General features: G+C 60.1%; 15 protein-coding genes. 4 read left to right on the forward strand and 11 right to left on the reverse strand.

The window, feature by feature from the left end; all coding sequences use genetic code 11:
- The 4 genes from NKJ81_RS31635 to gspG all read left to right on the forward strand — a co-directional run.
- On the forward strand, nt 1–244 hold a 244-nt coding region (locus NKJ81_RS31635), incomplete at its 5' end, for a hypothetical protein (protein ID WP_352542871.1).
- 63 nt (nt 245–307) lie between these two features.
- The gene (gene gspD / locus NKJ81_RS31640; RefSeq protein WP_352542872.1) at nt 308–2,434 is read left to right on the forward strand and encodes a type II secretion system secretin GspD; all 2,127 of its coding nucleotides are present in this window, start codon (nt 308–310) and stop codon (nt 2,432–2,434) included.
- The gene (locus NKJ81_RS31645; protein ID WP_352542873.1) at nt 2,434–2,931 is read left to right on the forward strand and encodes a prepilin peptidase; all 498 of its coding nucleotides are present in this window, start codon (nt 2,434–2,436) and stop codon (nt 2,929–2,931) included. Before gspD ends, NKJ81_RS31645 begins: the two co-directional genes overlap by 1 nt.
- Nucleotides 2,928–3,386, forward strand: coding sequence for a type II secretion system major pseudopilin GspG (gspG, locus tag NKJ81_RS31650; protein WP_352542874.1), 459 nt, complete (start codon nt 2,928–2,930; stop codon nt 3,384–3,386). Before NKJ81_RS31645 ends, gspG begins: the two co-directional genes overlap by 4 nt.
- A 23-nt stretch (nt 3,387–3,409) precedes the next feature.
- Here gspG and NKJ81_RS31655 read toward each other — a convergent pair whose 3' ends face one another.
- The 11 genes from NKJ81_RS31655 to NKJ81_RS31705 form a co-directional block, all read right to left on the reverse strand.
- Nucleotides 3,410–3,961 carry a hypothetical protein gene (locus tag NKJ81_RS31655; RefSeq protein WP_352542875.1) on the reverse strand — a complete coding sequence of 184 codons (552 nt, stop codon included), beginning with the start codon at nt 3,959–3,961 and terminating at the stop codon, nt 3,410–3,412.
- A gap of 170 nt (nt 3,962–4,131) precedes the next feature.
- Complete coding sequence (locus NKJ81_RS31660; protein WP_352542876.1) at nt 4,132–4,515, reverse strand: PulJ/GspJ family protein; 384 nt, start codon at nt 4,513–4,515, stop codon at nt 4,132–4,134.
- Complete coding sequence (locus NKJ81_RS31665) at nt 4,512–4,985, reverse strand: GspH/FimT family pseudopilin (protein ID WP_352542877.1); 474 nt, start codon at nt 4,983–4,985, stop codon at nt 4,512–4,514. The genes NKJ81_RS31660 and NKJ81_RS31665 overlap by 4 nt, the downstream gene beginning before the upstream one ends.
- Nucleotides 4,982–6,199 (reverse strand): type II secretion system F family protein, encoded by a 1,218-nt coding sequence (locus NKJ81_RS31670; RefSeq protein WP_352542878.1) that lies wholly within the window; start codon nt 6,197–6,199, stop codon nt 4,982–4,984. The genes NKJ81_RS31665 and NKJ81_RS31670 overlap by 4 nt, the downstream gene beginning before the upstream one ends.
- Complete coding sequence (locus NKJ81_RS31675) at nt 6,199–7,842, reverse strand: GspE/PulE family protein (protein WP_352542879.1); 1,644 nt, start codon at nt 7,840–7,842, stop codon at nt 6,199–6,201. Before NKJ81_RS31675 ends, NKJ81_RS31670 begins: the two co-directional genes overlap by 1 nt.
- A complete protein-coding gene (locus tag NKJ81_RS31680) occupies nt 7,839–8,753 on the reverse strand; it encodes a hypothetical protein (protein ID WP_352542880.1) in 915 nt (304 codons plus the stop codon). Before NKJ81_RS31680 ends, NKJ81_RS31675 begins: the two co-directional genes overlap by 4 nt.
- Nucleotides 8,750–9,295 carry a hypothetical protein gene (locus tag NKJ81_RS31685; RefSeq protein ID WP_352542881.1) on the reverse strand — a complete coding sequence of 182 codons (546 nt, stop codon included), beginning with the start codon at nt 9,293–9,295 and terminating at the stop codon, nt 8,750–8,752. The genes NKJ81_RS31680 and NKJ81_RS31685 overlap by 4 nt, the downstream gene beginning before the upstream one ends.
- Nucleotides 9,292–9,891: a type II secretion system protein GspM gene (gene gspM, locus NKJ81_RS31690; RefSeq protein ID WP_352542882.1), complete on the reverse strand. Its 600-nt coding sequence runs from the start codon at nt 9,889–9,891 to the stop codon at nt 9,292–9,294. Before gspM ends, NKJ81_RS31685 begins: the two co-directional genes overlap by 4 nt.
- A 2-nt stretch (nt 9,892–9,893) precedes the next feature.
- Nucleotides 9,894–10,937 (reverse strand): PilN domain-containing protein, encoded by a 1,044-nt coding sequence (locus NKJ81_RS31695; protein WP_352542883.1) that lies wholly within the window; start codon nt 10,935–10,937, stop codon nt 9,894–9,896.
- A gap of 340 nt (nt 10,938–11,277) precedes the next feature.
- Nucleotides 11,278–11,703 (reverse strand): hypothetical protein, encoded by a 426-nt coding sequence (locus tag NKJ81_RS31700; RefSeq protein WP_352542884.1) that lies wholly within the window; start codon nt 11,701–11,703, stop codon nt 11,278–11,280.
- Nucleotides 11,704–11,727: 24 nt separating this feature from the next.
- On the reverse strand, nt 11,728–12,814 hold a 1,087-nt coding region (locus NKJ81_RS31705; RefSeq protein WP_352542885.1), incomplete at its 5' end, for an RHS repeat-associated core domain-containing protein.

Here is a 12,814-nt window from a genome sequence, read left to right on the forward strand (position 1 = left end):
CTCGTCCTTCGCCAGCACGCTCTATCCCGACGCGTCCGTCGAGATCGATCCGGCGACACCGGGCGCGGAAATCTACACCCGCTATCCCCATCCCGACATCAAGATGACCGGCACCACCAAAGCCTTCCTGCATCGCGATCACCTGGCTTCGGTGCGCATGGTCACTCTCCAAAATCGCACGCGGTCTCCGCCTGACGCCAGCTTACTGCCCTCTTCGATCCACCTGTGGACAGACGCGAAATAACGCCAGCAATTCCAGCGCCCATCCCCAAGAAGCCCTAGGCTAAAGCTTAGGGGAATCGGGCGGATGTCGATCAATCTGAGTAATTGCGTCGTGTTGTACATGCTGCTCGCATGCGCAGGCTGCACGTCTCCGTCGGGCAAGGATTTTTTCACCGAAACCGTTGATAGCCTGCATGCAAAGAACTCGCCGCTGCGGGCGGGATATAACGCTTCCCATCCCCTAACTGCGGCAGGTGAAGCCCAGCGCTTCTCCGGTGCGCAGTATCTGGGCTCCGGCAATTTCGTCTCCTCTGGCGCGCCAATCGCCCAAGTAACGGCCGATGGTTCTGGTCAATTCGAGCTCAATCTGGTCAACGCACCTGTCGCACAAGCGGCGAAAGCCGTGCTCGGCGACGCGCTGCATCTCAACTACATCGTCGATCCGCGCGTGCAGGGGACGGTGACGCTGCAGACGTCGCAACCTGTATCGCATGATGCACTGGTCGATATCCTGGAATCCGCACTTGCCGTAAACAATGCCGGGATCACCAAACGTGCCGGCACGTACCAGATCGTTCCGCTGTCCGACATCATGTCCAGCACGCCGTCCGTCAGTGTGCCGTCGGTCTCGCCCTCCGGCCCTGGCATCAAGGTCCAGGTGCTGCAGTTGCAGTACATCGCAGCTGACGAAATGAAGACGATTCTCGAGCCGATCAGCCGGCAGGGTTCGGTGCTCAGGGTCGATTCCACCCGCAATCTGATCACGGTCGCCGGCAACAACAGCGATCTCGATGCCATTCGCGAAGCGGTTTCGGTGTTCGACGTCGACTGGATGCGCGGCATGTCGGTCGCGCTTCATCCCCTAAAAACCTCAAAGCCGGAGGCCGTTGCATCGGAACTCGATTCGATCTTCGGCACCAAGAACGGCCCTGGCGCCAAGATCATCCAATTCATTCCCAACGACAGGCTGAATTCGGTGCTGGTGATCACCTCGCGCCCGGCCTATCTCAGCCGCGCCGCGGTGTGGATCGGCAAGCTCGACAAGCTGGCCGAGACCAACGAGGACCAGCTCTTCGTCTATGAGATTCAGAACCGACCGGCCAAGGAACTGGCTGCGGTGCTGAGCACCGTGCTCGGCACTTCGGTCAAGACCGAGGGCGAGATGGCCGGCGCGAATGTGTCGCCCGACATGACGCCGATCGCCTTGCAATCGGATGGCGTAACGCCGGTGCCATTGACCGGCCCGTCCCCGTCGCTGGCCTTGGCGCCGGACGAACAATCACCCACCCACGCCAAGGTCGTGGCTGATGTCGAGAACAATGCGCTGCTGATACAGACCACGGCACGGGACTATGATCGCATCGAGCATATCCTGACCAAACTCGACGTTTTGCCGACGCAAGTGATGCTGGAGGCGGTGATCGCCGAAGTGACGCTGAACGACGAACTGAAATTCGGGCTTCGCTGGTTCTTCGAAAACAACGGCATGAAGATCTCGCTGTCCGACGTGGCCAGCGGTTTCACCGGCGCAACCTTCCCCGGTTTTGGCTGGACCTACGCGACCGACAACATCCAGGTTACGCTGAACGCACTCGCCAGCATCACCGACGTCAATGTGATATCGGCGCCGACCATCATGGCGCTCAACAATCAAAAGGCGATCCTGCAGGTTGGCGACCAGGTGCCGATCATCACGCAGCAGGCTGTGGGAACATCGACCGCTGACGCGCCGATCGTCAATTCGGTCGAGATGAAGGACACAGGCGTTATTCTCACGGTGACGCCGCGCATCAACAACGCCGGCCGTGTCATGCTCGATATCAGCCAAGAGGTCAGCAACGTTACCAAGACGACCAGCTCCGGCATCGATTCGCCAACCATTCAGCAGCGGAAGATCCAGACGCGCGTGCTGGTCAATGACGGCGAGAGCCTGGCGCTCGGCGGCCTTATCCAGGAACGCAACAATGTCGATCGCGGCCAGGTGCCGATCCTCGGCGACATCCCGATCATCGGCAACGCCTTCAAGCACAAGAGCGACAGCGTCGGGCGGACCGAGCTGATCATTTTCATTCGTCCGCGCGTTATCCGCGACATCAGCGAGGCGCGGCAGGTCACCGATGAATTCCGCGGCAAGATCAGCCTGCAGACGCCGATCCAGCAGCGCCGCGGCGGAACCCCTCTGCAACAGAATCTCAAACGACTGAAATACTGATGGGCGCCCACTTGTCTCTCGTGCTGATTGCGACGATCGCGCTGGCGGCAATCCTTGTCGCCATTTCAGTTGCGGATTTCCGAAGGCTGATAATTCCCGATGAACTCAATCTGGCGTTGGCTGGCACGGGCCTTGGCTTCCAAGCTGCGACACAACTAGATCAGGTCCCTAGCCAAATCCTGTTCGCTGCTGGAACCTTGTCCGCTGTCTGGCTCGTCCGTCGCGGTCATTTCGCAATGACCGGCCGGGTCGGTCTCGGGCTCGGTGACGTCAAAATGCTTGGCGCCGCCGCATGCTGGATCAACCCGCTGCTGCTGCCGGTCTTGCTGTTCATAGCAAGCGCAAGCGCGCTGTTATTCATCGGTGGTCAGGTGGTCGCGGTGGGTCCGGCGGCCGCGCGGGCGCGCGTCGCCTTCGGTCCGTTCATCGCAACGGGCCTTGGCTGCACCTGGGTGCTGGAACAATTTGCAGGTTGGAACATGGGATCACTCCAATGACTTCTCTCCGTTTCATTCGACCAAGCAGAAAACACCGCCGTGAAAGCGAAAATCATGAAAGCGGCTTTACCCTGGTCGAGCTTCTGGTCGTGCTTGCCATCATCGCGCTGATCGCTACGCTCGCTGCCCCGCAGGTTCTGCGCTATCTCGGCTCGGCCAGGACCAATGCGGCCAAGGCGCAAATTCGCAACATCGAAAGCGCCCTCGAACTCTACTATGTTGATAACGCCAAGTATCCGACTTCGGAGGAAGGCCTCTCTGCGCTGGTGACGGCGCCTGCCGGTGAAGAGCGCTGGAACGGGCCGTACCTCAAGGGGACCACCGGGCTGAACGATCCCTGGGGGAAACCTTATGCCTACGAGGTGAAGGCCGATGCGAGCGGTGTGTTGATCCGCACCTTCGGCCGCGACAGCAAGCCGGACGGCAGCGGCGAAGATCAGGACATTACCAACTGATGAAGCGTTAGGATGGGAGATCGTCAGTTCCTGGGCTGTGCTTGGCGATCTGCCAACTCGAGGCGCGCAAAGCCTGCGGATGAGTAGGCTGCGCCGTCCCGATCGACCGAGATTGTGAACCGCACAGCGGCCGGCAGGCGCCACTGGGCGCTCCACGTGTCCGACCACAAAGACGCTCCTGGCGAGCCGTCGAGATACTCGAATTTTATGGCGGTCACACCGGCAATCAGTCGTACGGATTGGCTGTCGGATGAATTGCTGTTTTCGCTGCCGCGGCGTGGTTTTTGTACGATGGTCAGGGTGTCTTCGGCGTGTTCCTCGCTTGCAAGGGAAACGGCGATTTCCCGCAGTGCCGAGGATCTGAAGCCGATCGCCTGAACGCCGTTGAATTCGATTCGGCCCGGCTCACCGCTGAGGTAGATCACATTCTCGGGCGAGGATTTCGATAGCGGCAGCGGCTCTGCACGGCTGATCGCCGTTTCGAGAAACCGCGAGGCAGCGTCGACCTCCATCTGCATCTCGGTTGCCTTCTCGATGCGCATCATCGTGCGGGCCTGCCCGAGAAAGACAATCATCAGCGAGGAAATCACGCCGACCAGGGCAAGCCCAACCAGCACGTCGATCAGCGCAAAACCCTCGACCGACGCAGATGACGCGCGAGTTCCACCCAGGCGGCACCATTCGAAGCTGGGCTTGAGGACGGGAAACCCTGGGAGCCACTGTCCGCAACTATCCGATGAGCGGCTCATTGAGAGTTCGTATCCTGGACGGGAACAAACGTCAGAAACGGCTCGCCACGCCCGGCACCAGCGGCGCCGGTTCTCTCAATGATAATCGCTGTTAGTTTCGCCTTCGATATCTCAATCGTGCGGGTTTTCAGGCTCCAGCCGGGCTGCGCGGCATCGGAGGCGGTTGAATTCGATCCGCGACCAGCTTGGTGATCGGCCAGCATCTCGCGAACCGCGCGAGCGGCTTCGACCTGTGCCTTGGCAACCGCGATGCTGCGGCTCGCCATCACGATCGACTGGCTCGCGATACCAAGAACAAGCGCCAGGACCGTCATCGCGACGATCATCTCCAGGATCGAAAACCCGTCTTCATCAGAATCTGGGTTTGCCTGCGAGATCATGGCAGTTTCTGCCAAGTCGCCAGCCCGGTCAGCCAGTTCACCTCGATGCGTACCGTCTGGCCTTTTCGTTGCAGATCGATGTCCACCCCCGAAGCGCTGCCGTCCGGGAGGAATGTCAAAGTCGCCTGCCGATCCGCAGCCACAGTTTCCAGGCCCGTTGTTACAGTCATCTCGACGTCTTCGGGCAGGACGAGCGTGTCTCGATCATCGAAGCGGATCGCGCCGGCACGAGGATCGATGAGTATCTGTTTCGGCCTGGCCGTGGCGATTGCAGACGTGCGGGTCAGGCGCAGTCGCGTGGTGATCTCGCTCGTCAAACTTTCCAGGTTCTTGGTTCGATAATTTCTGGCGATGCCCGGAGCTGCAATGGACGCGACGACAGCCATGATCGCCAGGACCATCAGCATCTCGACCAGAGTGAAACCGGCCGTCGCGTGCTCTCGTTGGCAGGTTTGAGGCGCACTCGTCATTTCAGCGCCAGATCGTTGATGCTGAGGATCGTCGTCATCACCGAAATGACAAGACTGCCGACGAGAAAGCCGAGCGAAATCGTCAAGGCTGGAGTCAGCAGTTTCAGCACTGTGTCGATCCGTCGTGTCAGCGTCGCCTGGAGCATTTTTCCGGCACGATCCAGCACGACGGGAAGCGCGTTGGCGTCTTCGCCCAATGAAATCAGCGACATCGTCGCGTTGTCGAAAATGCCAGACTTGGCGATTGCGCTATGAAGGCGGGCGCCATTGGCTACGTCGTCTCCAATCGCGGTAAAACTTGCCCATGGTGAACTTTGCCGGGAGACGTTCGCCGACAGGCCAAGCGCTTCGGTCATTGCCACCCCGTTGCCGAGAAGGAGGGACAAAGTCTCAAGATAGCGCGCTATCACCGTGTCCTTAACCAACTGCCCGATTAACGGAATTCTCAGCAGCCAGCGCGACAACAACGCCTTCGCCCCCGCCGACCGCGAAAGAAAGAGATAGAAGAGCAAAGCAACGGTTGCCGCGAGCGGGAACACGAAGGGATAGTCGGAGAAAACGGTTCCGAGCCCGGAAAGCAGCTTCATGGTGAACGGCTTTGCCGCCGACGAGCCTTCGAAGATCGGCTCCAGCGCGGGCACAAGCACCGTCGCCAGAACGACAAGCGCCCCGCTCATGACCACCAGCAGAAAGGCGGGGTAAGTCAGCGCTTCGACGATCGCTGCACGACGCTTTGCCTTTGCTTCGAATGTATCGGCCAGCCTTTGGCAGATGAATGCCATCTTGCCGCTGCGTTCGCCGCTGGCGAGCAACGCCGCGACGTCGGATGTGATCCCCGGCAGGCTGCCAAAGGCTTCCGCAATCGGGCGGCCGCCGGTCGTGAGGTCGAGCACGGACTGCAATTGCTGGCGTCGGGTATGGTTGCCTTCGCCCGAAATCACCGCGCTCAAGGCGCGATCGACGGTGAAACCCGCGTTCAAGAGCACCGAAAGCTCGGAGAAGAGACGGCCGAGATCGACCCGTCGTGTAAATGTCAGCGCGCCGCGTCCCGGCAGCCGAATGAATTGCTTTGCTCTGCCTACGGGAGCGAGATGATAGGACCGACGTCCCTGTTGCGCCAATTTGCGCGCAGCATCCTGCTTGGTCGACGCGTCGAGAACGCCGCTCTCCCGAGTTCCATCGACAAGATAGGCACGATAGGCAAAGGCCGGCATCAACCGCCTCCGTTGAGGTCGATGACGCGCCGGACTTCTTCCATAGTGGTCACTTGCGATTGCGCCAGCGCCTTTGCATGGACCGCCATCGGAACGAGATCGTCTTCCGCTGCAACTCTGCCGATTTCCATTTCGCCGGCGCCCTGGTCGATAAGCTCGGCGATACGCGGCGACACCTGCAGCATTTCGTAGGTCACGGTGCGCCCGCTGTAGCCTGAGCCGTTGCAGGTGCGGCAGGTCGAACCTGTTTGATCCGTCCCATGGCAAGCCGGACAGACGCGGCGCAGCAATCTCTGCGCGATGACACCTCGGACCGTCGCTCCGAGCAAATAGCCGTCGATGCCCATGTCGCGAAGGCGGGTCAGCGCTCCGGCCGCACTGTTGGTATGCAGCGTCGAAAACACCAGATGGCCGGTCAAAGCCGCCTGCACCGCGACTTGTGCCGTCTCTCGATCCCGGATTTCGCCAAGCAGGATGATGTCGGGATCCTGCCTAAGGATCGAACGGAGTGCTGCGGCAAAATCGAGGTCGATCGCCGGATTGACCTGGAGCTGCGTAATGCCCGCCATCCGGTACTCGACTGGGTCCTCGACGGTGAAGATCTTGACGTCCGGCCGCGAGCGTTCGGCGAGGATCGAATAGAGTGTGGTCGTCTTGCCGCTGCCGGTCGGCCCGGTGATCAGCACGATGCCGTTGGCGGATTGCGACATGCTTCTGATCTTGGCCTGTGCGGCATCGTCGAAGCCGAGTTTTGTCAGCCGCAGCTCGACGCCGGCGCGGTCGAGAATCCTGAGCACGATGGCTTCACCGTGAATGGACGGAATGACCGAGACGCGAAGGTCTATATCCCGGCCACGCACCGCAATGCGCATCCGTCCATCCTGCGGCAGCCGCCGTTCGGCGATATTGAGCCGCGACAGGATTTTTATGCGCGTCGAAATGCCGGAGAGCATCGCCGTAGATGCCGTATCGACGGTGGACAGCATGCCGTCATGCCTGAAGCGGATGCTGACGTGATCCTCGAGTGGTTCGATGTGGATATCGGTGGCTCTCGCGTCGACCGCCTTGTGGATCGTGTCGGCGACAAAGCGGACGATCGGCGCCTCGCGGGCAAAGTCCTTCAACCGTTCGAGATCATCAGGGCCGAAATCCGAAGACGCTGCACCGTCTACATCAGATGACACAGCTCCCTTGGCGGACTGCTCGATCCGGTCGATGCATTCGGCAATCACCCGCCTTGGCAGTACTCTGAGCGCCGGTGTCCGCTCACAGTGAAAGGCCAGCGCATCGATCATAGCCGACGAGAACGGATCGGCGACGGCGACAACCAGCCGCTCGGCGTCCATCTCGAGGGGAAGGATCGCATTTTCACGCAGATAAATCAGCGGAACGCCTGAGAACAGCTCAGGATTGAACTGCTCCGGAATGTCGACGGGCGACGGCAGGTTCATGAAGCGACTAAGATTATCGGCGAGCTCCTGTTCGCCAATCAGCCCGAGTTCGGTCATCACCGTGTCGAACGGATGCCCCGATGTCTTCGACGCGCCCAAAGCGCGTTGGGTTGCATGCGCGCTCAGCACTTTCTCGGTTTCGAGAAAAGCAAGAAATGCCTCGACGCCGGAGGTCCGGATGGCCGGGTTCATGACGCCCATCCCCTCAGGATCTGCGCTGCCGCAGTTCCGAAAAGCGCGTCGCAATCTCTGGAGTATGTCGTCGCAGCGAGGTCGGTGATCTCCGCGGCGGGAGTTCGTGAAAGACGCCGAAAGCCCGCCGCGCTGGCCGGGAATTTCTCGACGATAAATCCCGCTTGGCCTGCAATTCCCGATCCATCCCGCCTCGCTGTCACTTCGACCGAATAGGCTGGAGCGTCACCAGCCTCTTGCGTTGTCGAGGCGCCACTCCCGGATGCGCCGGCAAGCACGGTTCGGAGGCGGCTCGGGGCGTGATCGAGGCTGAGCGTGCCCCGCTTCGAAAAGACCGTGAAGACATCATAGAGGTCATGCGGTGGCGTTGAAGCAACCGCTGAAAACTCCTGCAGCTCGGACACGGATTCGAACGGCGCCAGCTTGTTTTGAGCCGGCCCGACCGAAGTTGTAGGCTCGGCGGCCTGCGCGGCGAAAGCATTGATGCTGCCCCGGAATTGGATAGCGGCTTCGGCCAGTTCTTCGGACGTCTGCCGATCGAAACCGAGCGAGGCAAAACCCAGCGACAGCAGATAAGCATCCGCGGCATTGAGATCGATCAGCCCGCTATGGTCCTGTATCCGGACATCGAAGGTGAATTCCCCCGACCGGCAGGCTGTCGGCGTGGAGTTCGGCGGCAGCTTTTCCGTCGCAAAACCGTCGGCCAACTCGCTCGAAACCACATTGGCCAGGCCTTCGGCCAGCAGCGAGAGCCGCTCCTGCTCGACCTCATTGTTGGCGATCATCAACCTTGTCTTTGCCGTCACGGCAAAGGGAACCACGATGGCGGAGACGATCAGCATGAAGACCAGCAACGCGACGAGCGAAAAGCCGGCGCTCGTGCTTTCGTCGTCAAAACGATCGCCACTCATTGGCCAACGCTCCCGACAGGCTGGCCATCCTGGACTGAAGGATAAAGCGAGATACGGGTGACCTTGCCGTCCCGCTCCAGTACGGCCTGGTTTTTGTCGATAGCGGAAAGCGTCCAGCCATCGACGATCTCGCCGTTGCCATACCAGACAGCCGCATCGGCCCCCGCGATCCGCAGCAGTGCCTTCGCCGCTCCGCCGTGAATGCTGATCCCCAGAAGCGATGGCGCAACTATTGGCGCAAGATTCTGCGGCGGTGGTTGCTCGATGGCCACGGAGGCGACTTCGACTGGCTGCGGCGCGACCGGTTCGGGTGCGAATTTTCTGCGCGTTGGGCTGAATAGCGGCCGTTCGAAGGTCTCGCCGAAATCGCCCGCGTCGGGAATCTGAAGCGATCCTCCGGGGGCGGGCATCGTTCCTCCGTCGCGCCCCTTTGCCGAAGCGATCGGCGCTATATCGACTGGCGTATCGTAAAGTTCGACATTTACCAGGACGAGACCCGCAATCATCGCTATCACGAAAAATGCCGCGAATTTCCCGGTCATGGTTTCGCCCCACTGGGCGTAGAGGCCGCTTTCGTCTGCAGCGGTCCGTAAAACAGGATCTCGGCGGAAAGCTCCGTGTCTCCCGTTCGGCCGGCCGCTGCTCCGATATCAGTGGCTCGCAAGGTGGCTTCACGAATGAACAGCACCGGGAGCGAGGTTTCGATCGCGAGCACGGCGTTGTGGATGCCTTCCAGCGGCCCCGACAGATTGACCCGCAGCCCGATGAAATCGACGCCGCCTTCGTTCAGCACCGGGGCGTTGCCGGCCGACAGCACGCTGACCCCATTGGCGGCGGCGATCGCGTTCAGCCGCGTCTGCAGCCCGCCGCGAATGATGGCTTCGCTTTCGCCGGTGAGGAATTCGGGAGTGGCCGCTTCCACCGGGCTGGCGTCGCTGTCGAGGCGCTTTGCCAGCGCCGCCATGTTTTGCAGCTGGCCCAGCAGCTCGCGCTTTTCCTCGATCCCGGCCCGCGCCGAGGCGACGCTGTCGAACGCCGCGAACACCAGCCAGGCACACAGACACGCGGCCACCGCCGCAAGCGCCAGCGCGATCAGGCGGCGCAGCGGCGGGCTGGTGTTGAGGATGGCGGAGAGCATCGTCAGAGCGCTCCGATCTTGGCCGAAATGGTGAAATGTTCGCCGTCCTGTCCGGGCACCTTGACCACGGGTGCGGCAAATTCCGGCGCCGAAAACAGCGGCGAGGCATCGATCGGCTGGATCAGTTCGGCCGCCGACGTGGAAAAGCCGGTGATGGTCAGATCGTCGCCCTTGGCGGAGAGATCGGTCAGCCAGGCCGTATCGGGAAGCAGATGCGTGAGTTCGGCCCAGACCCGCACCAGCGACGCAGTCGTCTTTTTCTTCTGGCGGATTTTCTCGACCCGCTCGATGCCGGCCTGGCGCTTCTGCAGCGAGGCGCGCGCGGTTTTGGCCAACACCTGCGCATGGGCAATCTGAGCGTCGAGTTCGCCGTCGGCCTGCCATATCAGCCAATGCGCGTGGGCGAAGGTGATGAGCAGGGCCGCGGCCAGCGCCGAACAGGCCGCGATCCATGCGCGACGCTTGCGCCGATCTCGCGCCGTTGGCGGCCAGATACTGGCCAGGCTGAGCGGATCGGCGCGCAGCGTCTCTTCAGGCTGCGACAGCGACAGGCTGAGGACCGAGTCGCCGGCGCGACGCACCGCGTCCAGCACCGCGGCAAGAGTCTTGGCCTTGATGACATGGTAGGCGCTGTCCTGCCCGGCAGGCCTGGCGAAGACGACATGCACCTGCGCCGGGTCGAGCGGCGTCGTGGCCAGAAGGTCGAGTTCGGCCATGTCGCGCGCCTGCCGAACCGGCAGCCGCCGCGGCGCCAGCTGCCGGGTCAGGAACAGGCCGGGCTGGATCACGACATCGAAGCGCGGCCGCCTGACGCGGCGCCCGCCCTGCAACAGCGCCAGGATCTCGTCCGAAGACGCGGTCAGCGCCAGCGGGATCGACTGAAACTCCGGCGCCCCGGCCTCGCGCACGCGAATGCCGTCATCCGCCAGGCTGACGATCCAGTGGCCGCTGGAAGCTTGCTTTTGTTTCGGTGAAAGCCGTGCCCCCCGCAGCTCCTCGAGCCACCAGTCCCGGAAATCCAGACATTGCGCGCCAAGTCCCGCCACGACCCACCCCGCCCCGGCTGATTCTAAGCCGAGGTCTTCCCGGCTGAGATTACAGGGGCTGGTGTGACGGGGATATCAGCGAAGGCACGGAGAGCGGATTAGCCACAGCTTTTGTTGGTTGCATTTTAGTGACACTGACAGACATCAGGCACCATCCGCGGATGCCACATCGGCTAGCCGTCAAACCCCGTTGCCACGCTGTGTGGCGTGACGCGGCAAGACCGGGGACGACGATGCGGGCAAGGGGAGTTATGCAGTCAGTCTAAATAAAACCCCAGCCAAACATAGAAAGTGCATCGTCACCCACATCAATTAATTTAAATGATGTTATTCAGCAAAGCTATTTATCTAAGGATGTATAGCTATCGAAGTACCATTCTCCGTCAATACGAACGAAAACAATATTTTCGAAATCATCTCCGATACGTTTTCCTGAAAAATCAAGGTATATTACTTTGGCTTTTATAGTTGCTTTATGATCATTTACGGATACGTCTATTTTTTGAAAATCCGATGGGTAAAATCCGTTTCTTTTGACAAAGTCTTCAAAAATTTTGACACTACCCCCGTTCCCTTTCTTAAGGTTCGGTGACATCAGACTCCAAACCCGCTCAATGTCCTGCTTTTTCCAGGCGCTTGCGTAATTTTCAAATGCGGCTACCACGCTTGCTTCATCTGCTCTTAAATCAGATCCCATAGCTGTTTCTAAGAATGGCAATAAAATAGTCAGAAAGGACACAACTAATACCCTGAACAAGACCCTCATTGTGAATCCCCAAACAATAATTTATCATCTTTGGTCGGTGCTGTGATCATTTGTATTTTGTCCGTTGCCGCCCTCGTGGTCGTCAGGACTCCCATCATTGTCTGAGCTTTCCTTATTATTGTCTTTTTCTTTGGCTCTCTCTTCATCAATTTTATCGCGCAGCGCCCGAAGGGCTGCGGGTTTGTCGCGCTCAGTAGCAGAGTTAAACGTGCGTATCTCTAGTTCAATTTTCGAAAACGGGATAGCCTTGCCGTTCAAGCTGAGGACAGATTTTGCCCCAACAAGGCTGTCATAGGTGGCATGCGCCATCGCGTTAGCCCCGTCAATATTGTTGTAGGTTTTGTCTGGGGCGTGGCCTGCCGACAGATGCCCAAATCTCGCACCGTAGCCCCTATGAGACACGGAATCCTGCTGGGCATGAAGAAATGTGCCCAAATCCTCAGGCCGGCGTGACTGCGTAAAGGCGTCGTAAAGTTCTTGTCGCCGCTGTGCGTTGGTAAAATGGAAATTCTCACGTGCGGTGACGGCAGCGCCGTATGGTTGCATTCCCATAGGAGAAGTTTCTGGGTTGTCATCCACATTCTGATCGGCTGCCGCGATTTGCGCCGAGACATTGTCGGGAATTCCCGCTGCCCGTGATAGTTGCTCGGTTAGATCTCTATGGACATCTGCCTCATAGTTCCCGCTCGGATCGCTTTTATTCACTGGGTCGTTGCCGGCATAGGCATATCTGTTCGTCCCGACACCCGCCATAGTTGGGTCCATGATGTCCGGCGAGATGAACCTGCCGAGCACTGGATCCATGTAGCGTGCGTTGAGGTAGAGCAGCCCGGTCTCGGGATCGAAGCGCTCGCCGATGTAGCTCTTCTGCGTCTGGAAGCCGGTGTTGAGGCGCTCGCCATAGCTGGCATAGTTGGTCTGCTCGACGATGGCGCCTGAGGCATCGGTGACCATGCGCACCGAGGCCAGGTGATCGCGGTGCAGGAAGGCTTTGGTGGTGCCGGTCACCTTGATGTCGGGATGGGGATAGCGGGTGTAGATTTCCGCGCCCGGTGTCGCCGGATCGATCTCGACGGACGCGTCGGGATAGAGCGTGCTGGCGAAGGACGAG

Source organism: Mesorhizobium sp. M0018 (assembly GCF_040323955.1).
Lineage (GTDB): Bacteria > Pseudomonadota > Alphaproteobacteria > Rhizobiales > Rhizobiaceae > Mesorhizobium.